General features: G+C 71.7%; 26 protein-coding genes. 5 read left to right on the top strand and 21 right to left on the bottom strand.

Going from position 1 to position 22,399, the window contains the following annotated elements; genetic code table 11:
• Positions 1 to 53: 53 nt before the first annotated feature.
• From ACFOYY_RS40070 to ACFOYY_RS40000, 15 genes are all read right to left on the bottom strand, one after another.
• On the bottom strand, positions 54 to 158 hold the full coding sequence (locus ACFOYY_RS40070; protein ID WP_386196579.1) for a DUF6893 family small protein: 105 nt from the start codon (positions 156 to 158) through the stop codon (positions 54 to 56).
• The gene (locus tag ACFOYY_RS40065; protein ID WP_362911816.1) at positions 155 to 679 is read right to left on the bottom strand and encodes a hydrogenase maturation protease; all 525 of its coding nucleotides are present in this window, start codon (positions 677 to 679) and stop codon (positions 155 to 157) included. Before ACFOYY_RS40065 ends, ACFOYY_RS40070 begins: the two co-directional genes overlap by 4 nt.
• The gene (locus ACFOYY_RS40060; RefSeq protein WP_386196576.1) at positions 676 to 2,088 is read right to left on the bottom strand and encodes a hypothetical protein; all 1,413 of its coding nucleotides are present in this window, start codon (positions 2,086 to 2,088) and stop codon (positions 676 to 678) included. Before ACFOYY_RS40060 ends, ACFOYY_RS40065 begins: the two co-directional genes overlap by 4 nt.
• Positions 2,085 to 2,726, bottom strand: coding sequence for a DUF6084 family protein (locus tag ACFOYY_RS40055; protein WP_362911814.1), 642 nt, complete (start codon positions 2,724 to 2,726; stop codon positions 2,085 to 2,087). Before ACFOYY_RS40055 ends, ACFOYY_RS40060 begins: the two co-directional genes overlap by 4 nt.
• Positions 2,719 to 3,375 carry a DUF5947 family protein gene (locus ACFOYY_RS40050; protein WP_386196574.1) on the bottom strand — a complete coding sequence of 219 codons (657 nt, stop codon included), beginning with the start codon at positions 3,373 to 3,375 and terminating at the stop codon, positions 2,719 to 2,721. Before ACFOYY_RS40050 ends, ACFOYY_RS40055 begins: the two co-directional genes overlap by 8 nt.
• Positions 3,372 to 3,986, bottom strand: coding sequence for a NifU family protein (locus ACFOYY_RS40045; RefSeq protein ID WP_386196572.1), 615 nt, complete (start codon positions 3,984 to 3,986; stop codon positions 3,372 to 3,374). Before ACFOYY_RS40045 ends, ACFOYY_RS40050 begins: the two co-directional genes overlap by 4 nt.
• 15 nt (positions 3,987 to 4,001) lie before the next feature.
• Positions 4,002 to 5,828 (bottom strand): nickel-dependent hydrogenase large subunit, encoded by a 1,827-nt coding sequence (locus tag ACFOYY_RS40040; RefSeq protein WP_386196570.1) that lies wholly within the window; start codon positions 5,826 to 5,828, stop codon positions 4,002 to 4,004.
• A gap of 99 nt (positions 5,829 to 5,927) precedes the next feature.
• A complete protein-coding gene (locus ACFOYY_RS40035; protein WP_362911811.1) occupies positions 5,928 to 7,001 on the bottom strand; it encodes an NADH-quinone oxidoreductase subunit B family protein in 1,074 nt (357 codons plus the stop codon).
• Between the two features lie 49 nt (positions 7,002 to 7,050).
• On the bottom strand, positions 7,051 to 7,752 hold the full coding sequence (locus tag ACFOYY_RS40030; RefSeq protein ID WP_362911810.1) for a D-sedoheptulose-7-phosphate isomerase: 702 nt from the start codon (positions 7,750 to 7,752) through the stop codon (positions 7,051 to 7,053).
• The gene (locus tag ACFOYY_RS40025; protein ID WP_362784727.1) at positions 7,749 to 8,033 is read right to left on the bottom strand and encodes a HypC/HybG/HupF family hydrogenase formation chaperone; all 285 of its coding nucleotides are present in this window, start codon (positions 8,031 to 8,033) and stop codon (positions 7,749 to 7,751) included. Before ACFOYY_RS40025 ends, ACFOYY_RS40030 begins: the two co-directional genes overlap by 4 nt.
• Positions 8,030 to 8,644 (bottom strand): D-sedoheptulose-7-phosphate isomerase, encoded by a 615-nt coding sequence (locus ACFOYY_RS40020; RefSeq protein WP_386196567.1) that lies wholly within the window; start codon positions 8,642 to 8,644, stop codon positions 8,030 to 8,032. The genes ACFOYY_RS40025 and ACFOYY_RS40020 overlap by 4 nt, the downstream gene beginning before the upstream one ends.
• A 243-nt stretch (positions 8,645 to 8,887) precedes the next feature.
• Positions 8,888 to 9,448 (bottom strand): DJ-1/PfpI family protein, encoded by a 561-nt coding sequence (locus ACFOYY_RS40015; protein WP_362784731.1) that lies wholly within the window; start codon positions 9,446 to 9,448, stop codon positions 8,888 to 8,890.
• Positions 9,449 to 9,469: 21 nt separating this feature from the next.
• Positions 9,470 to 11,059: an SDR family oxidoreductase gene (locus ACFOYY_RS40010; RefSeq protein ID WP_386196564.1), complete on the bottom strand. Its 1,590-nt coding sequence runs from the start codon at positions 11,057 to 11,059 to the stop codon at positions 9,470 to 9,472.
• A 52-nt stretch (positions 11,060 to 11,111) separates the two neighbouring features.
• Positions 11,112 to 12,017, bottom strand: a complete 906-nt coding sequence (locus tag ACFOYY_RS40005) for a helix-turn-helix domain-containing protein (RefSeq protein ID WP_352016512.1) — start codon at positions 12,015 to 12,017, stop codon at positions 11,112 to 11,114.
• Between the two features lie 110 nt (positions 12,018 to 12,127).
• On the bottom strand, positions 12,128 to 12,373 hold the full coding sequence (locus ACFOYY_RS40000; RefSeq protein WP_352016513.1) for a DUF397 domain-containing protein: 246 nt from the start codon (positions 12,371 to 12,373) through the stop codon (positions 12,128 to 12,130).
• Positions 12,374 to 12,604: 231 nt separating this feature from the next.
• Here ACFOYY_RS40000 and ACFOYY_RS39995 point away from each other — a divergent pair, with 231 nt between their 5' ends.
• Both ACFOYY_RS39995 and ACFOYY_RS39990 read left to right on the top strand, forming a co-directional pair.
• Complete coding sequence (locus ACFOYY_RS39995; protein ID WP_352016514.1) at positions 12,605 to 13,108, top strand: ATP-binding protein; 504 nt, start codon at positions 12,605 to 12,607, stop codon at positions 13,106 to 13,108.
• 184 nt (positions 13,109 to 13,292) lie between these two features.
• Entirely contained in the window at positions 13,293 to 14,111 is an 819-nt protein-coding gene (locus ACFOYY_RS39990) for an SAM-dependent methyltransferase (protein WP_386196559.1), read from the top strand.
• A gap of 64 nt (positions 14,112 to 14,175) precedes the next feature.
• Here the strand turns inward: ACFOYY_RS39990 and ACFOYY_RS39985 are convergent, their stop codons facing one another.
• Both ACFOYY_RS39985 and ACFOYY_RS39980 read right to left on the bottom strand, forming a co-directional pair.
• Positions 14,176 to 14,871: a fasciclin domain-containing protein gene (locus tag ACFOYY_RS39985; protein ID WP_386196557.1), complete on the bottom strand. Its 696-nt coding sequence runs from the start codon at positions 14,869 to 14,871 to the stop codon at positions 14,176 to 14,178.
• Between the two features lie 235 nt (positions 14,872 to 15,106).
• On the bottom strand, positions 15,107 to 15,757 hold the full coding sequence (locus tag ACFOYY_RS39980) for a hypothetical protein (protein WP_386196555.1): 651 nt from the start codon (positions 15,755 to 15,757) through the stop codon (positions 15,107 to 15,109).
• 17 nt (positions 15,758 to 15,774) lie between these two features.
• On the opposite strand from ACFOYY_RS39980, the gene ACFOYY_RS39975 reads away from it, so the two are divergent.
• The 3 genes from ACFOYY_RS39975 (at position 15,775) to pgm (ending at position 18,633) form a co-directional block, all read left to right on the top strand.
• A complete protein-coding gene (locus ACFOYY_RS39975; RefSeq protein ID WP_352016518.1) occupies positions 15,775 to 15,963 on the top strand; it encodes a hypothetical protein in 189 nt (62 codons plus the stop codon).
• 193 nt (positions 15,964 to 16,156) lie between these two features.
• Positions 16,157 to 16,921: a maleylpyruvate isomerase family mycothiol-dependent enzyme gene (locus ACFOYY_RS39970; RefSeq protein ID WP_352016519.1), complete on the top strand. Its 765-nt coding sequence runs from the start codon at positions 16,157 to 16,159 to the stop codon at positions 16,919 to 16,921.
• Between the two features lie 74 nt (positions 16,922 to 16,995).
• Positions 16,996 to 18,633, top strand: coding sequence for a phosphoglucomutase (alpha-D-glucose-1,6-bisphosphate-dependent) (gene pgm / locus ACFOYY_RS39965; RefSeq protein ID WP_352016520.1), 1,638 nt, complete (start codon positions 16,996 to 16,998; stop codon positions 18,631 to 18,633).
• Positions 18,634 to 18,652: 19 nt separating this feature from the next.
• On the opposite strand, the gene ACFOYY_RS39960 is transcribed toward pgm, so the two are convergent.
• The 4 genes from ACFOYY_RS39960 to ACFOYY_RS39945 all read right to left on the bottom strand — a co-directional run bounded on the left by ACFOYY_RS39960 (position 18,653) and on the right by ACFOYY_RS39945 (position 22,048).
• The gene (locus ACFOYY_RS39960) at positions 18,653 to 19,162 is read right to left on the bottom strand and encodes a hypothetical protein (RefSeq protein ID WP_386196552.1); all 510 of its coding nucleotides are present in this window, start codon (positions 19,160 to 19,162) and stop codon (positions 18,653 to 18,655) included.
• Between the two features lie 127 nt (positions 19,163 to 19,289).
• Entirely contained in the window at positions 19,290 to 20,183 is an 894-nt protein-coding gene (locus tag ACFOYY_RS39955) for an LLM class F420-dependent oxidoreductase (protein WP_386196550.1), read from the bottom strand.
• 123 nt (positions 20,184 to 20,306) lie between these two features.
• On the bottom strand, positions 20,307 to 21,197 hold the full coding sequence (gene murQ, locus ACFOYY_RS39950) for an N-acetylmuramic acid 6-phosphate etherase (protein WP_352016523.1): 891 nt from the start codon (positions 21,195 to 21,197) through the stop codon (positions 20,307 to 20,309).
• Complete coding sequence (locus ACFOYY_RS39945; protein ID WP_386196547.1) at positions 21,194 to 22,048, bottom strand: GNAT family N-acetyltransferase; 855 nt, start codon at positions 22,046 to 22,048, stop codon at positions 21,194 to 21,196. Before ACFOYY_RS39945 ends, murQ begins: the two co-directional genes overlap by 4 nt.
• Positions 22,049 to 22,399 lie beyond the last annotated feature (351 nt).

Below are 22,399 nucleotides of genomic sequence, written 5' to 3'. Positions count from 1 at the left end.
CTCTCGTGTCGGTCCTTCACCCCGGGTGGCCCGCGCGGGGCCGTACCGGCCGGTCACATCTCCCTCATCCGCTTGTAGCGCAGGATGTCGGGCAGGGAGACGGCGATCACGACCGCCACCCCCGCGGCGGCCGTCAGCAGCAGCACTTTCCCGATCATGTCCTTCCCCTCTCGATACGCGCGGCGCCTGACGCCGCGACCTGTTCCGCGACCAGCTCCCGGACGAGCCCCGCGGCCACGGGGACCGCGTGGGCGACCGGTTCGCTGAGTCCCATGCCCGGCGAGGTGTCGGCGGGCTCGCAGCCGACGAGCAGGACCGGCTCGGTGGTGACGCCGAGCGGGCCGAACAGCGCGAACAGCGCGTCCGGCGTCATGCCGTGGGAGTCGCCGAGCGCCCCCATGAGGAGCGGCGCCTCGTCCCGGGTCCCCCGGTCGATGCCGGGTTCGATGACCGACAGCGTCCCCGGCCGCTCCCCCCTGGGGACGGCGTCGAGGAGGATCAGGCCGTCGTACCCGGCCAGCAGCTCGTAGGCCAGGTGGACTCCGCGGATGCCGAAGTCGGCCACCACGGCGCCCTCCGGCGGCCCCTGCTCGCCGAGCAGCCTGACGACCTCGACGCCGAACCCGTCGTCGCCGAAGAAGACGTTGCCGACGCCCGCCACCAGGATCCCGCCGCTCATCGGCCCTCCCCCTCCGACGGGGCGCCGTCGAGCGGCTCGACCTCGTCCGGCGAGAAGTACAGGAAGCGGCCCTGGGCGCGTTGCAGGTCGGCTCCCGGGTCGTCCTCCAGGGTCACGGCCAGGTGGTGGACGCCGTCCACGTCGAGCAGGACGGCCTCGACCGTCGCGGCCCGCCCGGTCAGGAACATGTCGTGGGCGTCCGCGCGGCGCCCGCCGGGCGCCCCCGGGCAGGCGCCCCCGCCGGGCAGCAGCCGGACCCTGCTGCCCCGGGCGAGGGTCACCCCCGCGACGACGACGCCGTCGCTCCCCGGGGAGACCGAGGTGTCCGCGCCGGGGTCCCACCACGGCACCGGCTGTCGCCCCTGTTCCTCCTGTACGGGCTCCGGCCCGCAGGAGCGCAGGTAGCGGATGGCGCCGTGCAACCGTTCGAGCATCTCGCCCGGCATGTCCCCGGTCCGCTCGACGATGCGGGCGGCCCGCGGGTCGGTGGCCCTCGCCTCCCGCTTCTCCTCCTCGGTCAGGGTCATCGTCCTGAGGCTGAGGATCTCGTCGATCTCGGTGGCGTCGAAGAGGTCGCCGGGGCTCTCCGGGGCGACGGCCGGGTGGTCGTACAGGATGATCGGCGCGGAGAGCACGGCGTCGCGCCGTCCCGGCTCGCCGACGAGCACCGGCCAGGTGTGCAGGTTCCGGCAGGCGCGCGCCGCCTCTCCCGCCCATTCCGGCGGGTCGAGCAGGGACAGGAACTCCCCGCCCGTGACCGCGAGCAGCGTGTGGGCGGCGATCGGCGACCTGCGCAGCGCGTCGTCACGGCCCGCCTCCGGCCCCGGCTCCCAGTCGCAGGTGTTCTCCACCCGCACCCGCAGCCTGACCGGCCCGTACGGCCCGGCGAGCCGTTCGGCGCCGATCCGCACCACCACCTCGACCGGCAGGTGCTCGCGCACGACACGGCCTGCGGCCCGCCCCGAGGAGGCCAGGAGCGGCTCGGCCGTACGGCCCCCGGGAAAGCCCGCCTCCAGGGTCCGTCCGGCCCCGAGCAGCTCCGCCAGCGGCAGGACGGCCTCGCACTCCCGCTCGACGGCCTCGTCGAAGCTCAGGTGGGTCTCCTCGCCGATCCGCAGGGAGGGGACCGGCCGGTGGGCGCCGTCGGCTTCGAGCCGTTCGACGGTCCTGGCGACCAGGTGCAGGAAGCGCAGCCTGACGTGGACCGTCGCCTCCTCTCCCGCCTGGAGGAGACACTCGGTCTGGCAGCGGGACGGTTCGGCGGTCGCGGTGTAGCCGGGCGGCACGAGCACCCCGAACTGCCAGCGTGTCCGGTTCTTCGCGGCCGACGCCCGGTAGGGGTAGAGCAGGTACCCCTCGTACAGCACGGTGTCGGCGACCTGCCGGGCGGTCTCCATCGGGGTGCTCATCCGGCGGCCTCCCTCGTCTGCGCGAGCAGCGCCCGCACGGTCTCGTCCCAGGTGGTCAGCGCCCTGGCGGACTTGAAGCGGCCTAGCTCGCGCAGGGTCTCCCGGTCGAGCCGCAGCCACCCCTGCCCGGGGAAGTGGCGGTCCATCAGCTCACGCCACACGGCCACCGGCAGCCGGTGGCGCGCCTCCCGGTCCCAGGGCACCTGCCCGGCGGACAGGCCCTGCGGGGTGCGGGTGAACACGGTGCCGCTGAACAGCAGGATCAGCGGGATCTCGCCGTCGTCGAGGGCTGCGAAGTACCTGGCCGCCGCGACCTCCAGGTCGTAGGTGACGGGCACCGGCAGGTCGATCTCGGTCTCGCCGGTGAAGCCGGGCACCGTGGCCGAGACATTGGCGAACTGCAGCGCCGTGAGCGTGGTGCCCCAGCGGGAGGGGTCGCCGAACAGGTCGCCGAGCAGTTCGGCCTCCCGGGGCGTGTGGCGGCGGCGGCGCGGCTCGACGCGGATCTGGCAGCGCAGCACGGCGGCCTGCACCCTGCCGCCGTCCGGCTCGGTCAGGCGCAACCGGAAGAGCAGCGTCGGGGCGGCCGCGAAGGGGTCGGGGCGGGCGTCCAGGCAGGAGAAGCCGAGGTCAGTCACGGCCCCCGCCCCCTTCACCGGCGGGCCCACCGACGACCTGGCCGCGTTCACGCAGGTCCGCGAAGAAGGAGTCGATGGCCTCCCACGCCTCCTGTCCGCCGCCGAAGCCCTTCCACAGAGTCCTGACCAGGCCGACCAGCTCGTAGCAGGCGTCGATCGGCACCAGATGTCCCGCGAAGCCGTCCGGCCCCCGGTCGACGAGCAGCGCCTCGACGTCGGCCCTGACGCCGGCGAGGGCGGGGTTGGCCGCCAGGACCCGTTCCCAGGTCTCCGCGGGCAGTTCGGACTCGGTCGCCCCTCCGGGGCTCGGATAGAGGGCGACCGTACGGCCGAGTGCCGAGTTGCGGAAGAAGAACGCCATCCGCACGGGGATCCGCAGCTCCTGCCAGTCGGCCTCCGACAGGGCGAGGCGGGGTGCGTACAGGTGACGGCCCGGCACCGCGAGGAACCTGCCCATGGCCGCCCCCTCGGTGGTGAAGAGCAGGTGGCAGCCGCGGCAGGCGCACATCAGGGCGCGGCCGCCGACGTCCACCACGTGGGCGTGCCGTTCGCCGATCGGTTCGGCGCACAGCTCGCAGCACCGCGCCCCCGGGCTTACCGGCGGCCCGGGGACGGCCGGCTCCCTGAAGCGCCGCAGTCCCGTGCTCACCGCGCCACCGTCCCCGCCCCTGACCGCGCGCCCGGCTGTGTTCCCGGTTCCGGGACCGGGCACGGCCCGGGAGGCGGCCTGGTGCCTATCTGCAGCAGCGAGCCGTCCCCGGCTGCGCCCTCGACCATGCCCTCGACCTCGACACGGACCACCTCGGGGGCCGCCCCGGTCACCGCCCGCTCGATCGCGTGCCGCACCGTGATCCTGGAGGAGGGGCAGCCGTCGCAGGCGCCGCGCAGGCGCAGCCGTACCACGCCGGTGTCCTCCTCGACGGAGACGAGTTCCACGTCCCCCGAGTGGCCGCCCAGGTGGGGCCTGACCTCCTCAAGGGCGAGCCGTACCCGCTCGCCGGTGTCCAGCGGGTGCAGGTCGTGCACCGCCAGCAGCCCGCACAGCAGAGGGTCGCAGGTCACCCGGCGCAGCACCCCCGTGGCCTCCTCCTCTGTCACGATCTCCATGACGCGTTCGAGGCCCGCGCCGTACAGGCCGACCAGCGCCCGCACCAGTTCCTCGGCCCTGGCGCGGGCGAGGGGGTCGCCGAGCGCGGCCAGTTCGGCCAGCAGCTCCTCGACCCGCTCACCCGTCGCCTGCGCGCCGGTGGTCTCCGACATCCGCCCGCCCCCGTCTCAGGCGCCGAACGCGTGCGGGGTGTGCAGCCTGCGCAACTCGCCACCGCCGCCGAGGTACATGTGGACCCCGCACGGCAGGCAGGGGTCGAAGCTGCGCACCGCCCTCATGATGTCGATGCCCTTGAAGCGCTCGGGCGGGTTCTCCTCGAAGATCGGCGTGTTCTGCACGGCGTCCTCGTACGGCCCCGGCGTGCCGTGGCTGTCGCGCACGCTGGCGTTCCACGGCGTCGGCGGATACGGGTGGTAGTTGGCGATCTTCCCGTCGCGGATCACCATGTGGTGCGAGAGCACCCCGCGGACCGCCTCGGTGAAGCCGCAGCTGACCGCCTCCTCGGGCACCGTGAACGGCGTCCAGGTGTCGCTGCGGCCCGCCCGCACCTCCGCCAGCCCCTGCTCGACGAAGTACAGCGCGCAGGCCGCGGCGTAGGCCTGGAAGTAGGTGCGCGCCCGGTTGCGTTCAAGGGCGTTCGACAGCGGCTGCCCGTTGTGCTCGGGGATCCTCCACTCGAAGCTCCTCTCCGGCTTCGTCGCGCTCTTGGGCAGGTTGATCTGCACACTGCGCCCGGTGGCCTTGACGTAGCCGATGTCGACGAGCCCGGCGAGCGCCGTGGCCCACAGCCTGGCGATGGGACCGCCGCCGGTGTCCAGGGCCAGCAGGTTCTCCCCGTCGTGCCAGCGCGGCGACATCACCCAGCTGTACTTGTCGGCGAAGTCCCGTTTCTGCGGGTGCGGGATGGTGTGCTGGTTCCACGGATGGCGGGCGTCGACCGGGTTGCCCAGCGGGTCGTGGGTGACGAACTTCTCCTGCCCCTCCCAGTCGTCGTAGAAGGAGCTGCCCAGCAGGATCCTGATGCCCAGGTTGATGTCCACCAGGTCGGTGGTCAGCAGTTTGCCGTCGACCACGACGCCCGGGGTGACGAAGGCCCGCCGCCCCCAGTCGCTCATGGTGCGGTAGTCGTAGTCGCAGTACCCGGGGTCCTGGAAGCTGCCCCAGCAGCCCAGCAGGACCCGGCGCCTGCCGACCTCCTCGTAGCCGGGCAGCGCCGTGTAGAAGAAGTCGAACAGGTCGTCGTGCATCGGCACGACCTTCTTCATGAACTCCACGTACCGCATGAGCCGCGACAGGTAGTCGGTGAACAGCTGCACGGTCGCCACCGTGCCGACCCCGCCGGGGTACAGCGTCGAGGGGTGTACGTGCCTGCCCTCCATCAGGCAGAACATCTCCCTGGTCAGCCTGCTCATCTGCAGCGCCTCGCGGTAGAACTCCCCTTCGAGCGGGTTGAGCGAGCGCATGATGTCGGCGATCGTGGCGTAGCCGTGCTCGCCCGCGTGCGGGGCCTCGGTGCGTTCGGCCGTCGCCAGCACGCCGGGGTTGGTCTCGGCGATCATCTTCTCGCAGTAGTCGACCCCCACCAGGTTCTCCTGGTAGATGTTGTGGTCGAACATGTACTCGGCGGCCTCGCCGAGGTTGACGATCCACTCCCCCAGCGCGGGCGGGCGGATGCCGTAGGCCATGTTCTGCGCGTAGACCGAGCAGGTGGCGTGGTTGTCGCCGCAGATCCCGCAGATCCTGCTGGTGATGAAGTGCGCGTCCCTGGGGTCCTTGCCCTTCATGAAGATGCTGTAGCCGCGGAAGATCGACGAGGTGCTGTAGCACTCGGCGACCCGGCGTTGCTTGAAGTCGACCTTGGCGTAGATGCCCAGGCTGCCCACGATCCTGGTGATCGGGTCCCAGGCCATCTCCACCAGTTCGCTGTCCCCCGGACCCGGTCCCGCCCCGGATTTCCCGGGTTTCGCGCCACCCTGGTGCGGTGTCGTCGTCATGTCAGCCCCGTCCCGCCCGCGTGCGCGCGGGCCTGCCCTCGCCGTGTTCGTTACGCCCGTGTCCTGCCGGACATCGCGGGCCGGTCACCCCGGTGCCGTTCACCAGGGCGCCCGGTAGCCGGTCAGCAGCTCGTGCCCCCGCCTGCGCCACTTCGGTTCCTTGTCCGCCGTCTTGAGGGTGATGGCGCGCAGCCTGCGGATCACCCCGCCGTAGGCGGCACTGGCCGTCGAGGAGATGAGCGCCCCCGGCGGCTCGTCCATGAACGGCATGAACTTGTCGGGGAAGCCCGGCATCGTGCAGGCGATGCAGATGCCGCCCACGTTCGGGCAGCCGCCGACCCCGTTCAGCCAGCCGCGCTTGGGCACGTTGCACTTGACGACCGGCCCCCAGCACCCGATCTTCACCAGGCATCGTGGCGAGCCGTACTCGGTCGCGAACTGCCCCTGTTCGTAGTAGCCCGCCCGGTCGCATCCCTCGTGCACGGTGGCCCCGAACAACCAGGTCGGCCGCAGGGCCTCGTCCAGCGGGATCATCGGGGCCTGGCCCGCGACCTGGTAGAGCAGGTACACGATCGTCTCGGACAGATTGTCCGGCTGGACCGGGCAGCCCGGCACGTTCACGATCGGCAGCCCCGCCTTGGAGCGCCAGTCCCAGCCCAGGTAGTCGGCGACCCCCATGGCGCCGGTCGGGTTGCCCTCCATGGCGTGGACTCCGCCGTAGGTGGCGCACGTGCCGGCGGCCAGCACCGCGGTGGCCTTCGGGGCCAGCCGGTCGAGCCACTGGCTCGTCGTCATCGGCTGCCCGGTCTCCGGGTCGTTGCCGAAACCGCACCAGTAACCCTCCTGCTTGATCCCCTCGTTGGGGATGGAGCCCTCGACCACCAGCACGAACGGGTCGAGTTCGCCCCGTTCGGCCTTGAAGAACCAGTCGATGAACACGTCCGCCCCCTGCACGGGGCCGGACTCGAAGTCGATCAGCGGCCAGTGCACCGCGACCTTCGGCAGGCCGGGCAGCGCGCCGAGCACGATCTCCTCGATGCTCGGCTGGGTCGCCGCGGTCAGCGAGACCGAGTCGCCGTCGCAGCTCAGGCCCGCGTTGATCCACAGAATGTGAACGACCGGCTCTTGTGTTGTCTCCGCGTTGGTCGCCTTCGACCCGCTCTGCGTGGTCATGCGCCTCACCACCTTCGCGGGCTCCTGCCCGCCGTCGGACGAGTGCTTGTCAGCCTGGGCCGCTCCCGGCCGGAGTCCCGTGCCGGGAGAGCGCGTGCTGGGTGAGCTCCCACAGCACGTGGTAGATGGTCGTCTGGGCCTCCTGGATGCGGTGCACCGAGCTCGACGGCACCACGAACAGGTGGTCGACGGTGCCGAGCTCGGCCATCTGACCGCCGTCGTAGCCCGCCAGTCCCACCGTGGTCATCCCCCGCCGGTCCGCCTCCTCGAAGGCGGCGACGAGGTTGCGTGAGTTGCCGCTCGTCGAGAGCCCGAACGCGATGTCCCCGGCGCGTCCCGAGGCGGCGAGTTGGCGGGCGAACACGACCTCGAAGCCGACGTCGTTCGACAGCGCCGTCACCACCGCGACGTCCCCGGTGAGGGCGAAGGCGGGCAGCGGTTTCGTGGCCCCGCCGTCCGGCAGGAATCCGGGGCTGAGGAACAGGGCGGCCACGTCCTGCGCGTCGGTCGCGCTGCCTCCGTTGCCGAAGGCGAACAGTCTCGCGCCGCCGGCGAAGGCCTCGGCCAGGGCCTCGGCGCAGGCGGCGATCCCGGCGCCGTCGCGGTCGAGCACCTCCCGGCGCAGGGCGACGATCTCACCGGCCTTCTCCTCCGTCGAGCGGCGCACCGCCGCCAGCACGGCCTCCAGATCCGTCGGGCCCGCGTAGAGGAACGGGTACAGCGACTCGACCGAGGTGTCCGGCGCGCTCATGTGTCCACTCCCCTGAGTACGGCGATGGCCTCCCTGGCGTGCACGAGCACGACGTCGCCGACCTGGGCGTCGACCAGGGCGACGCTGATCTCCACCGTTTCCCGCCCGGCGCCCCGCCCGGCCTCCGCCACGGCCAGGCCCGCGTCGAGCAGCCGTACCACCCTGGCCGGCACCGCCTCGTCGGAGCAGGTCAGGCACACCTCCTCGTGGCACGGCTCAGGCGGGGTCCGGCCCCCGGCAGCGCCGCCCGCCGTGCCGCCCGCCCGCTCCCGGCCGGTCACGCGACCACCCTCGGGGCGAGCACGCCGGGCTGTTCGAGGAACACGTGCACCAGCTCCCACAGGACGTGGTACATCGTGACGTGCGTCTCCTTGACCACCCGGGGGTCGTGGGAGCGGGCGGCGAGCACGTGGTCGGCCGCACCGCTCTCCCGGATCGCCCCGCCGTCCCCGCCGACCAGCGCCAGCGTGAGCAGGCCGAGGGCCCTGGCGGTCTCCAGCGCCCTGAGCACGTCGGCGCAGTTCCCGGTCGCGGACACGCCGAGTGCCATGTCGCCGGGGACGGCCAGGTGGCGGAGCTGGTGGGCGAAGACCTCCTCGGCCCCCGCGACCGCGGTGATGCCGGTGATGGTCGCCACGTCGTTCGTCAGGGAGAAGGCAGGCAGGGCGCGTTTGCCCACGATCACCGGGTGGACGAACTCGACGGCGATGTGCTGGGCGTCGGTCGCGGCCTCCCCGCTGCCGAAGACGACGAGCCTGCCTCCGCCGTGGAAGCGTTCCGCCATGGCGTGGCAGGCCCCGGCCACCCGGCCCGCGTCCTCCGCCAGCGCGAGTGCAGGATCGACCCGGCGCGCGAACGCGTCCTGGGCACGGGCCAAAGGCGTCTGGTCCACGACCGGTTCTCCCCCCTCGCGCCGGACGTCATCCCTGTCCTAATGACCGTACGGCGGGGCTACCTGGGCGGGAGAAAACGACAATCGGAGATTTCGCAAAGATAATTCGGGATGCCTGACATATTTCTCAACATCCCCGGAAGAACCCATGAAGGGATATCTCTTGAGGTTTTTCCCGCGAAGGAAGCGGAAAGAGAACCTGCCCCCGTACGGCGGTCGCACGGGGGCGGTCCCGTGCGACGGTCAGATCGGCGCCTCGACCCTGAGGATCTTCACGAACTCCCGCATCCAGGCCGGGTGGTCCGGCCAGGCGCGCCCGGTGACCAGGTTGCCGTCGATGTGCGCGGCGCTGTCGACCCAGGTGCCTCCCGCTACCTCGACGTCGGTCGCGCAGGCGGGGTAGGCGCTGCTCGACCGTCCCCGCAGGACCCCGGCCGCGGCCAGCACGAGCGGGCCGTGGCAGAGCGCCGCGATCGGCTTGCCCGCCTCGTCGAAGTGCCTGACGATCCGCTGGAGGTCGGCGTCGGAGCGGATGTACTCGGGCGCCCTGCCGCCGGGCACCACCAGGGCGGCGTACTCCTGCGGGTCGACGTCGGCGAAGGCCGCGTCGGCCGTCCAGGTGTGGCCCGGCTTCTCGGTGTAGGTGTCGAAGCCCTCGACGAAGTCGTGCACGACGAACTGCAGCCGCTTGACGCCCGGGGCGGCGATCGTCACCTCGTAGCCCTCCTCCTGCAGACGCTGGTAGGGATAGAAGACCTCCAGGTCCTCCGCGGCGTCGCCGGTGACGAGCAGGATCTTGGCCATGGTCGGGGCCCCTCCTGTGGTTCAGCTGGAAACGATGTCCTGCCGGTTGTGCCCGCTGGAATCGTTTCCCGACCCGGTTCCCACCGGACTTCTTCGCCACTCGCACGCCTTGCGTCGCGCCGCGGCGGCGACGTTGCGCGGCATCCTGCCGAAGATCAGGCCGTGGAAGGGCGACAGGGCGTGCCAGTAGAGGTGACCGGCCAGCCCGTGGGGGTGGAAGATCGCCCGCTGCAGGTACACGGTCTCCTCCCCGGCGCGGCCGACGCCGAGTTCGAGCCAGGCCAGGCCGGGCAGGCGCATCTCCGCCCGCAGCCGCAGCAGCCGTCCCGGCTCGACCTCCTCGACCCGCCAGAAGTCGACCGCGTCGCCGACGCGCAGGTGCCGTGGGTCGCGGCGGCCCCGGCGCAGCCCGACCCCGCCGACGAGACGGTCGAGGAAACCGCGGGCGCGCCAGGCGACCGGCAGGGAGTACCAGCCGCTCTCCCCGCCGACCGACTCGATCACCGCCCAGAGGGCCTCCGGCGACGCCCGGACACGGCGGGCCCGCCGGTCGGTGTAGAGGCTGCCGCCCGCCCAGTCGGGGTCGGTCGGCAGCGGGTCGCTCGGCGCGCCCGGCGTCGAGGCCGAGGACCAGCGGGTGGTGACCTTCGCCTCCCTGATCCGCCGCAGGGCGAGCGCGACGGAGTCACCGAAGCCGACGAGCCCTTCGGGTGGGTCGGGGATGTGACGGGCGATGTCGTGCTCGCGGCAGACGGTCTCGTTGCGCAGCGACTCGACCAGGGGCCTGGCGATGCCCGCGGGGACGGGGGTGACCAGCCCCACCCAGTGGCTCGACAGGCCGGGGCTGAGCAGCGGCACCGGGATGATGACGCGGCGGGGCAGCCCGGCGACGCGGGCGTAGACGCGCATCATGTCGGCGTAGGTGAGCACGTCCGGGCCACCGATGTCGAAGGAGCGGTTCACCTCCTCCTCGACCGACGCCCATCCCACGAGGTAGCGCAGGACGTCACGGATCGCGATGGGCTGCGTCCTGGTCCGCACCCAGCTCGGCGTCGTCATCACCGGCAGCCGCTCGGTGAGGTAGCGCAGCATCTCGAACGACACCGAGCCGGAGCCGATGACGACCGCCGCCCGCAGCACCACGGCGGGCACCGGGGCGTCGAGGAGGATGCGCCCGACCTCGGCGCGGGAGCTCATGTGGGGCGACAGCCCCTGCTCGGGCGCCGGCTCGCGCCCGGAGGCCGGCCCGTCCTCGGGAGCCGGCCCGCTCTCGGGGGTCAGCCCGCCGAGGTAGACGACGCGGCGCACCCCGGCCCGCGCGGCGGCGGAGGCGAAGACCGTGGCGGCGCGGCGGTCGGAGGCGGCGAAGTCCCTGCCTCCGCCCATGGCGTGGATGAGGTAGTAGGCGACCTCGACGCCGTCGAGGGCCCTGGCCGTGCTCTCCTCGTCCGTGGCGTCGGCCTGGACCGTCTCGACCCGGCCCGCCCACGGGTGGTCACGCAGCCGGGCCGCCGAGCGCGCCATGCAGCGCACCTCGTGACCCGCCTCCAGCAGTTCGGGCACGAGCCGCCCGCCGACGTATCCGGTCGCACCGGTGACAAGGCACTTCACTCGACCATGTTCGTACGGCGGGGCGCGCGCGGTTGCGACCCCGCGCCGTGTGTTACAACCCTTCGCGGAGTTCGAGGAGCAGCTGCCTGGTGCGCCCGACCGGTTCGGCCTCGATGCACAGGCGCTCCATGACCTCCAGATAGCTGTCGACGTCGTCGCGCTTCTCCAGGTAGACCGCGCTGGTGAGCTGCTCCATGTAGACCACGTCGGGCAGGTCGGGCTGGGAGAAGCGCAGGATGCTGAAGGGCCCGCCCGCCGCGGCGTGACCGCCCACGCTGAACGGCACGATCTGGACGGTAACGTTGGGCAGTTCGAGCGAGTTCAGGATGTGGTCGATCTGGCCGCGCATCACCTCGGGGCCGCCGAGGGGACGGCGCAGCACCGCCTCGTCGACCACGGCCCACAGGCGGGGCGGATCCTGGGCGTGCAGGATGCGCTGGCGCGCCATGCGCAGCCGTACGCGCCGCTCGACCTCGTCCTCCGAGGCGCTGGGGTAGCCGAGCAGGACGACCGCCCTGGCGTAGTCCTCGGTCTGCAGCAGTCCGGGCACGAACTGGACCTCGTAGTTACGGATGACGGAGGCCGACTCCTCAAGGCCGACGTACGTCTCGAACCAGGAGGGCAGGACGTCGTTGTAGTTGTGCCACCACCCGGCCACGTTGGCCCGCTCGACCAGGCCGAGCAGCGCCTGGCGCTCGTCGGGGGCGGTCACGCCGTACAGGGTGAGCAGGTCGGCGACGTCCCTCACGCGGAAGCTGACCCTGCCCAGCTCCATGCGGCTGACCTTGGAGTGCGAGGCGCGGATGGTCCGCCCGGCCGCCTCCAGGGTGATGTGGCGCTCCTCGCGCAGGCGGCGGAGCTGGGCACCGAGCACGATCCTGAGCACCGTCGAGCTGCCTCGCGGCACGGCCATCGAGGTCGGAGGGACCGGCTCGCCCTCTGCGTGAGGTGTGATCATCTGGTAGTCCTTCAAGCACGGAACGCGAGCCCCCGCCCACTCTTTGTGGCGATCGCGAGCCTTCACGGTACCCCCGTCAAGCCCTCCCGGCCACCCAGAATTTTGTTCTTTCAGTCGGCCGCGGCGATCAGGTCGTCGAAGTCGCCTCCCTTGATCCCCCGGACGAAGGCGCCGAGTTCCCGGGAGGTGTAGATCAGGGCGGGCCCGAGGGGATCGCGCGAGTTGCGGATCGCCACCCCGCCGCCTGGAAGTACGGCCAGCTCAACACAGTTGCCGCTGGGATTGCTGAACCGGCTCTTGCGCCAGACGACTCCGTCCAGCAGGGCCGCCGACATGCCGTTGTGCAACTGACTCATCCTCGCCTCTCACCTGTCCAGGGAGGGAAACTCTCGTACGATCATACTTCTTTGTGCAGATGCACGTGCATCTGTACTTGCCTATGCACATCACGCCGTGCAAGATGACTAGACGGATTGCCCTCGCAACGCGATCGCCACGCCTCCCCAAGGTCGCAGATGACTGCTCGCCAAAGACATCAAGCCACATCCATCCGGACAGAGATCGGTGGGTGGGAACGGTGGTTGTCAATGCTTGATCACGTGCTCCCGCCGAGCGGCCTGCCGCCGTGGACGGAGGGCGAAGGTCAGTCGGCCCATCTCCAGATGGCCGCCCGCAGCCTTCTTCACGACCCCTACGCGGCCAGGACCGCCAGGGAGTTCACCTCGACCGCCCTGCGCGCCTGGCAGCTCGACCCGCTCATCGACGACACCGGCGTGGTCGTCTCCGAACTGGTCACCAACGCCGTACGGCACGGCGTCCGCGGGGTGGTCGGCACCCACCGGGTGCAGGAGGTCCGGGTGATCCTCTGCTGCACGGAGAACACGGTGCTGTGCGCGGTCACCGACCCCAGCGACCAGGGCCCGAGCCTGCGCGAGCCCGACTACGAGGCCGAGAGCGGGCGGGGGCTTCAGGTGATCCAGGGGATCAGCCAGACCTGGGGCTGGGCCCCGCTGGCCAGCCGCGGCAAGGCCGTGTGGGCCGCCTTCGCCCTCCCTTCGGGAGAGGGACGGCGCCTGGAGCCCTGCCACTGACATCGGCCCCGGCGGACCGGGACGTCGGTGTGGCATATCCGAAAACACCCTTTAAGTGCGTCAAATCACGAATGCCATGCGATAAATACTGAATAGTTATCACTTTTCCCCATTGCCAGGGAGTAGGCGTCTACCAATGGACGGCCTGATTCCTTAGTCTCACAGGCAACCGGGGAGGTGACGCATGAGCGACTCGGTCAGGCGGTTCCCGGCGGCTCTGGACACGAGCGTGCCGAACGTCGCGCGGATGAACGACTACTTCCTCGGCGGCAAGGACAACTTCGCCGCCGACCGCAGGGCCGCGGAACAGGTACTGGCCGTGGCCCCGGAGATCAGGACGATGGCCAGGGAGCGGCAGGCCTTCATCGCCCGCGCGGTCGGCTACCTCACCGGGCAGGGCGTGGACCAGTTCCTCGTGCTGGGCGCCGGGCTTCCCACGCGACGCAACGTCCACGAGGTCGCCCAGTCCCGGTTGCCCGGCGCCCGCGTGGTCTACGTCGCCGACGACCCGGTCGTGCTCTCCCACGCCAGGGCGCTGCTGGCGACCGACCCCAGGACCGCCGTCGTCATGGGGGACGCGCTCAGGCCGGAGGAGGTGCTCGCCGATCCCGACCTGCGGTGCCTGATCGATCCGGGCCGCCCCGTGGCCGCACTGATCCCGCACACGCTGCAGTTCACCCCGGACGAGGACGACCCCTTCAAGAGCGTGGCGCTGCTGCGCGACTCGCTCGCCCCGGGAAGCCACCTCGTCCTCGCCCACGTGGTCTTCGACACCCGTCCCGAGGTCGCGGGGCCGATCGTCGCCGTCTACCAGCGGGTCCTGGGCAGGAGCGAGGACACCAGGCGCACCCGGGGACAGGTGCTGCGCTTCTTCGACGGGCTGGACCTGGTCGATCCCGGCCTCGTCCACCTGCGGCACTGGCGCCCGGACAATCCGCTCACCACACGGGGACCGGACAGGACGTGGGCGGTCGGCGGCGTCGGCCGCAAACCCACCACCTGAAAGACCCGGACAGCCCGGTGAGGGGCACCGGCGGCGGATGCCCCTCAGCCGTTACGGCCGCCGGTCACTGCGGCGGGGTGAGCACCTTGTCGATGAGGTAGATGACGGCGTTCGCCGTGGGCAGGTTGCCGCAGACGACCTTGGCGTCGTTGACCGTGTACTCCCCGTTCTCCTGCTTCACGGTGAGCTTGCCGCCCTCAAGCGTCTCAAGCGAGCCGCTCTGCAGTTCCGAGGGCTTCACCTTGCCGGAGACGACGTGGTAGGTGAGGACCTTCTTGAGCTGGGCGGGGTCAGCCTTGAGCTTGTCCTTGACGTCCTGCGGCAGCGCGGAGAACGCCTCGTTGGTCGGCGCGAACACCGTGACTCCCTCGGAGGAGTTCAGCTGCTCGACCAGCTCCGACTTCTTGAGGGCCTCGGCGAGCTGGGACAGCAGCGGGCTCTGCTCGACGGCGGTCGCGACCTTCTCCTTGGCGATCTCGACCGGGCTGCCCGGACCGGTCTCGGGGAGCTTCCTGCAACCCGGCCCGAAGGGCACGGCCGCGGCTCCCTCTGAAGGCCCCTCGGAGGGACCTTCCGAGGCCCCCTCGGACGGGCCCTCGGAGGGCGCGCCCGAAGGCTCGACGGGAACCATCTCGGACGGTTCCGGTTCCGGCGCGGGCGTGAAGGTGAGGACGGAACCGGCGGCGCTCGCCTGGGCGGCCACCGGGAGGGCCGCCAGGGCCACCGCGGCGAGAGCGGCTGCGAGAAGAGAGGACTTCACGTTGATCTCCTTGGTTGGACGGATGGGCCGCCCGGGCCCACCGGACGGGTCCCGATGCCTCATCGCTCTGTCGTAGATCAATGCCCCCTCCTTTCGCGACAAATGCCCCAATGAGTGAATCTTGACTACATATCTCCCATGTACCTCCAATAGTCACAGAAATCTGACACACCCCTACAGAGCACGCTTAAGCCTGTAGATCACGAATAATCCGGAGATCATTCTCTAAATGCGGTCATCTCCGCCGTACGACTCCGGTGTTCACCCTGATCTCCCCGCCGAGCCGAAAGCCCTCGGCGAGCCTGAGGTCGTCCCCGCTCCAGAAACGTCCCGGGTCGTACCAGTTGGGCCTGCGGTCCGCGGGCAGCAGGCCCATGGCCTCGTAGGTCACGGCGACGACCTCGGCGCAGTAGGCGCTCTCCAGCGCGTCCTGCGAGGCGCCCCTCTTGAAGATCCTCGGCACCCTGCCGCGAATCCAGCGGCCCGCGAGCCTGGCCGTCGAGGGGAACGGCGTGCCGTCCAGAAGGGCGACCGTACGCAGCGCCGCGTCCTCCATCTCCCTGGTCGCCTGCGGTTCGAGCTGGCGCAGCCACGCGCGCTGGCCGTACCGGGTGGCCCAGACGCCGACCGCGTCCCGCAGGTCGTGCAGCTGGACCCCGCGCTGGTTGGTCCCTGACCACATGTCGGGCAGCGACCGGCCGAGTTCCGCGTGCCACATCAACGGGGGCATGTCGTCGATGACGACGGACATTCCGACATGGTTGACCGGGCTGTTCGTCATGGTCTGAATGGCTCTATCGGGGACGGTACGGCCGCGGAACAGCCACACGTCGCCGGTACGGGTCAGATCGACCGCCTCATCGAGGCTGATGCTCTTGCCGGACATTTCTGTAGCCTAGGCATATGCGGTGGTGGAAGATACTCGGTCTCGCCGGGGTGGCGGGCGTCGCGGCGACCGGCGTGGTGATCGCCAGAGCCGAGCGGCGGCGGCGCGCCTACACCCCCGAGGAGATCCGGGACCGCCTCCGCACCCGCCTCGCCGAGGGTTCGGGCGACGCCGAGGGCGGCGTGCCCGCGGAGGACCAGGCCTGACCGGTCTGAAGGCCGCGGGAGGACCGCCGGTGACGCCTGCCCACGGGGTCACGGGGTGGGTGCCGTCCGCCATGCTCAGGGCGTAAATCATGACTTTTCCGTGCACGACCGCTGCATAAAGCCGTCACGGACGACGCCGGAGAGAGAGGGTGGACGGAATCGGCCTGATCCCCGATGAGATGTGGAGGAAGACGTGACACCAGAGGTACCCGGCGGCAAGCGGGGAACCATGACTCTGGAGATCGCCGACGGGGTGCCGCTCACGCTCCTGCCGTACCTGCGTGAGAGCGCCGACAGACTGCTCCAGGACGCCGCGGGCCTGCCCGAGGCCGAACTGCGCGCCCCGTCACGACTGCCGGGCTGGACCCGGGCACACGTGGTCGCCCACCTCACGGCGGGCGCCGAATCCCGTTTCAGGCTGCTGGTCGCCGCGCGGACCGGCCTGCCCATCCCGCGCTACCCCGGAGAGCGCGACCGGGCCGAACAGGTCGAACGGGACGCCAGGGGCCCCGCGGCCGACCTCATGGAGCGGCTGCGCTCCTCGGTCACCAGGGTGCTGACCGCCATCCGCGAGCATCCCAGGGCCGCCTGGCGCCGCCCGGTCCGCTGGCCGGACGAGTCGGGGCGCCCCGTGCACGAGACGGTCTCCAGCCTGCTGCAGGAACTGGAGATCCATCACGTGGACCTGGGCACCGCCTACACGCCCGACGACTGGCCCGGCTGGTTCGCCGCCGACGAGTGCCGCAGGGTGGTCGCCGACCTGGCGGCCAGGCGCGACGTTCCCGGTATGCGGATCGTGGCGACCGACGGGGAGATCAGGCACGACTTCGGCCCCGGACCGCTCGTGACCGGCAGGAGCCGGGCGCTGCTCGCCTGGCTGATCGGCAGGAGCGACGGCGCCGGGCTCACGGTCAGCCCCGCGGGACCGCTGCCCGCTCCGCCTCCCTGGCTGCGGTGACGGCCCCTGCCACGCGACATCTCCCATGGTCGGGGTAAATAAGCATTTGCCAGAAATGACATGAGGAGATGACGATGACGCACGATCGCGCGGGGCAGCCGGCCCAGCCGTCCGACCTGGTCGACGTGGCCCGCCTGGTGACCGCCTACTACGCGCTGCACCCCGACCCCGGGGAGGCGGGCCAGCGGGTGTCCTTCGGCACCTCGGGCCACCGCGGCTCGTCGCTGAACGCCGCCTTCAACGAGGACCACATCCTGGCCACCAGCCAGGCCATCGTGGAGTACCGCGCGGCCCGGGGGATCGACGGCCCGTTGTTCCTCGGTGCGGACAGTCACGCGCTCTCCGAGCCCGCGCGGGTGTCGGCGCTTGAGGTCTTCGCGGCCAACGGGGTGCGGGTCCTGGTGGACAGCCGGGACGGCTACACGCCGACCCCGGCGGTCTCACACGCCATCCTCACCCACAACCGGTCGGGTACGGCGGGCACCGCGGACGGCGTGGTCGTCACCCCCTCGCACAACCCGCCGACGGACGGCGGCTTCAAGTACAACCCGCCCAACGGCGGCCCCGCGGACACCGACGCCACCTCGTGGATCCAGGACAGGGCCAACGCGCTGATCGCCGACGGGCTGAAGGAGGTCAGGCGGCTGCCCTACGCCAGGGCGCTGGCCGCCGACACCACCGGCCGCCACGACTTCCTGGCGGCCTACGTCGACGACCTGCCCTCCGTGCTCGACCTCGACGCGATCAGGGAGGCGGGGGTGCGCGTCGGCGCCGACCCGCTGGGCGGGGCGAGCGTGGCCTACTGGGCCGAGATCGCGCAGCGGCACCGCCTCGACCTGACGGTGGTCAACCCGCTGACCGACCCGACCTGGCGTTTCATGACGCTGGACTGGGACGGCAGGATCCGGATGGACTGCTCGTCGCCGTACGCGATGGCCTCCCTCATCGCGGGCCGGGACGCCTTCGACGTCTCGACGGGCAACGACGCCGACGCCGACCGGCACGGCGTCGTCACCCCGGACGGCGGTCTGATGAACCCCAACCACTACCTCGCCGTGGCGATCTCCTACCTGTACTCCCACCGGCCGCACTGGCCCGCGGGCGCGGGCGTCGGCAAGACCATGGTGAGCAGCGGAATGATCGACCGCGTCGCCGCGGACCTGGGCAGGCGGTTGTACGAGGTGCCCGTCGGGTTCAAGTGGTTCGTCCCCGGGCTGCTCGACGGCTCCCTCGGCTTCGGAGGCGAGGAGAGCGCCGGGGCGTCGTTCCTGCGCCGCGACGGCTCGGTGTGGACCACCGACAAGGACGGCCTGATCCTGGCGCTGCTGGCCGCGGAGATCATCGCGACCACGGGACGCTCGCCGAGCGAGCACTACGCCGGCCTGGTGTCCCGCTTCGGCGACCCGGCCTACGCCAGGGTGGACGCCCCGGCGACCAGGGAGCAGAAGACGGTGCTCGCCGGGCTCTCCGCCGACCGGGTGACCGCCACGACGCTCGCCGGGGAGCCGATCACCGGGATCCTCACCTCGGCGCCCGGCAACGGGGCCGCCCTCGGCGGTGTCAAGGTCTCGACGGACAGCGCCTGGTTCGCCGCCCGCCCCTCGGGCACCGAGGACGTCTACAAGATCTACGCCGAGTCGTTCAAGGGGCCGGAGCACCTCGCGCTGGTCCAGGAGGCGGCCAGGGAACTGGTCTCGGAGACGCTCGGCTGAGCCGCCGGAGAGGACGGGGTCAGGGGAGGCGCCGCCAGCGGCGGACGCCGACCCACACCCCGGCGATCAGGCCGAACAGGACCGCCAGGACGTAGACGCCCCTGGTCGAGGCCTCGGAGACATAACCGCTCCCCCCGACCAGGACCGCCATGATCAGTCCGCTCAGCACGCAGACCAGCGCCGCGGCGCCGAACCCGAACGCCAGGGCCCGCAACAGGCGTCCCGGCCGCCAGGTACGGCCCTGCGAACGCCCCATCACCGACATCAGGCGCACGACGATGACCTCGGGGTCGTCGTCGAGCTGGCCCGCGGCGAACTCGGTGACGGGCGCGCCCCGTCCCGGTTCGCTCAGGTAGATCCACTGGCGCCCGTCGAGGAAGAGCGCGGCGTCACTGGCCCCGGGAAGGCGCAGCCGCAGGAACGGCGTGCCCTCGGGGAAACGCCTGAGCCGATGCCGGATCACGGGCGCGTTCGCGTCGAGCGCCGTCCCCAGGGCTCGCAGCGCCCGTTCCTCATCAGGGTCCTCCACCCGCGGGAACTCCCTTCGCGTGACCTCTCACACGGTTTGTTCCCAGCTCACAGCCCTGAACCGAATGTTTTCCAAGAAATACGATCATTCAGCCACGGAACGGTGGCACCGGAGCCACATGGGACCCCTACCCGGCGGGCCGGACGCCCAGGGCGGGGGCGAGTTCGGCGAGCTGGACGACCGCGCCGTCCAGGTCGACGGGAAGCGGCTGAAGGGCGACGTGGTCGGCTCCGGCGTCCAGGTGCGCTCTGACCCGCGCGGCGACGGTCTCCACGTCACCCCAGGCCACGATCGCGTCGACCAGGCGGTCGCTGCCGCCGTCGGTCAGGTCGTCCTCTCCGTAACCGAGGTGCAGCAGGTTGTTGACGTAGTTGGGCAGCTTGAGATAGCCCGCCATGTGCTCACGGGCGATCCGCCTGGCCTCGGCGGGGTCGGTCTCCAGGACCACGGCCTGCTCGGGGGCGAGCAGAGGGCCCTCCCCGAGGATCTTCCTGGCGAGCACGGTGTGCTCCGGCGGCACGAAGTAGGGGTGGGCGCCGTCGGCCCTGTCCCTGGCGAGTTCGAGCATCCTGGGCCGCAGCGCGGCCAGCAGGCGGGGGGTGGGCGGCTCGGCGGCGAAGGGCAGCTCACCCGTCACGGCGTCCATCGCGTCGAGGTAGGCGCTCATCGCGGCCAGCGGGCGGGCGTAGTCGTGTCCCCGCTGGGAGACCAGGGGGGCGTGGCTGACCCCGATGCCCAGGGCGAACCTGCCCGGGTAGGCCTCGCCGTACGCCACGGCCCCGGCCGCCATGGCGGTCGCGTCCCGGACCCAGATGTTGGCGATGCCGGTGCCGACCACCACCCGCTCCGTCGCCGCCAGCAGGATTCCCGAGGTGGCGAACGCGTCCCTGGTCCCCGGCGCCTCGCCGAACCAGAGGGCGCCGTAGCCCAGCCCCTCGATCGCCGCCGCCGTCCGGCGCACGGCCGCCACCTCGCCCCTGCCGAACAGCGGATGCCACACGCCGACCTGGCCGATGCCCATGTTCTTCTCCGATCAACCCCGTGGAACGCGCGGGATCCGCTCCGGACCCCGCCCGCGCCCGCGTACGGCCGGGCGACGGTTTCCCGATCATCCCATGTTCGGTGAGGAAGATCACGCAGGGGCTCAGGCCTCGCGGGCGGCGGTGAGGTCGCCCCCGTGGCGGTCCAGCAGGGCGTCGGCCTCGCCGGGGCCGACGCCCCGCTCGGCCACCAGAACCGCCGTCTTCACCCGCCATCCGGACGCCTCCAGCGCGGCGCGGGCCTCCTGCGGGCTCACGCCGGTGAGGTCGCCGACCATCCGCACCGCCCTGCCGGCGAGTTTGGCGTTCGTCACCGTCATCTCCACCATGCTGCCGCCGTGGGTGCGGCCGAGCCTGACCATCGTGATGGTGGAGATCATGTTGAGGACCAGCTTCTGCGCGGTGCCCGCCCTGAGCCTGGTCGAGCCCGCGACCACCTCGGGACCGACGACCACCTCTATCGGGTGCCGGGCCGCCCGGGAGAGCGCGGTGCCCGTGTTGCAGGTCAGCGCGACGGTCAGGGCGCCCCTGCGGCCCGCCTCGGTGAGCGCGGCCAGGACGAACGGGGCCCCTCCCCCGGCGGAGACGCCGACCACCGCGTCGAGCGCGCCGACCCGCCGGTCCGCGATCGCCCCGGTCCCCGCCTCCGCGTCGTCCTCGGCGCCCTCGACGGCGCGGCTCAGCGCGGGCTCGCCGCCCGCGATGACGCCCTGGACAAGTCCGGGGTCGGTGCCGAAGGTCGGCGGGCACTCGGCGGCGTCGAGCACGGCGAGCCTGCCCGAGGTGCCCGCGCCGACGTAGAGCAGACGGCCTCCCGCGCGCATCCTGGCGACCACGGCGTCGATCGCCGCGGAGATCGCCGGGATCGCCCCGGCCACCGCGGCGGGCACGGTCGCGTCGGCGGCGTTCATCAGCCGGGCGAGCTCCTCGGTGCCGAGCCGGTCGATCCGGTCGTAGCGCGGGTCTCGCCGCTCGGTCGGCGCATCACCGGTCACGGCCGCCCCAGCTTCCTGCGGTAGAGCCAGAAGACGCGTTCCGCGCGTGCCCCGACCGCCCTGGAGTAGAAGCGCAGCGGCCCGACCCAGGAGATCTGCGCCTCGGTCAGGCCCGCGTCCCGCTGCTCGGCCAGGCAGCGGCGCAGCAGCACCTGGCCGACGCCGAGTCCTCTGGCGGCCTCCGCGACGCCCGTCGGGCCGAACCAGGCGGGCCTGGTGCCCCACGCGGCGAAGCCGATGATCTCGCCGTCGCGGGAGGCGTAGTGGCAGCCGGACGCCTGTGCCGTCTCCCAGGCCCAGTCGCCGCCCCAGTGCGTTTCGACGAAGGCGGTCACGGCTCCGGCGTCCTGCCGGGTGGCCCTGCGCACGGTGACACCCGCCGCCGCCAGTCTTTCGAGGTCGGCCTCGACGGACAGGTCCCCGGTGAGGTCGGCGGTCATGTTCCAGGCGGTGTCGTACCGTTCGTAGCCGAGACGCTCGGCCAGGCAGGCGGCGGGGGTGTAGCGCACGTCCACGCCGGGCCAGGCGTAGCAGGGCGGGTTGCCCGCGAACCTCGCCTCGGTCGCGCCCTGACCGCGCAGCCACTCCTCCGCCGCCCCGACCAGCGCCCTGCCCCTGCCCCGCCTCCTGGCGCCGGGGGCGACGGCCAGCAGGTCGATGTGCCCGTCGGAGGTGGTCGCGGACATCGAGGCGAACAGCACCCCGCCGAGGTCCTCGGTCACCAGCGCCGTCCATCTGCGCTGCCTCGGCGGACGCAGCAGCCTGGCGACGAGCAGGGGCGCCTCCCGGGCGTCCAGTGTGAGCGCGGCCCGCGCGACCTCGCCGACGGCCACCGCGTCCGCCGCGGTCATCTCCCGGACTCCCCGTTCTCCCACCGGCCCCTCCCCCGCCTCGCACCGCTCCCGCCGCTCGTACGGCGGGCCCGATGACCTGCGTCGATCATACGAAGCGCGGGGCCGTAGCGCCCGGTCCGGCCGTGCGGTACGGCCCGCGCCTCCCTGTCCGGACGCACGAACAACCTTCCGCTCTTCGGTAAACCTGACGAATTCCGCTGACCCCGACCTGTCATACCGTCGCGATAACCACGCATCGAAGGGTTGGCACGTGTCCGCTGATCTACATCACCGCGCCGTCGTCGCGGATACCCACAACGACCTGTTGATGGCGGTCACCGCGCGGCCGCCCCACCGATGGGCCTCCTT

The organism is Streptosporangium jomthongense, from assembly GCF_042650425.1.
GTDB lineage: Bacteria > Actinomycetota > Actinomycetes > Streptosporangiales > Streptosporangiaceae > Streptosporangium.
Note: the sequence above shows the minus strand (reverse complement) of the source record. Positions and strands in the feature narration are given on the sequence as shown.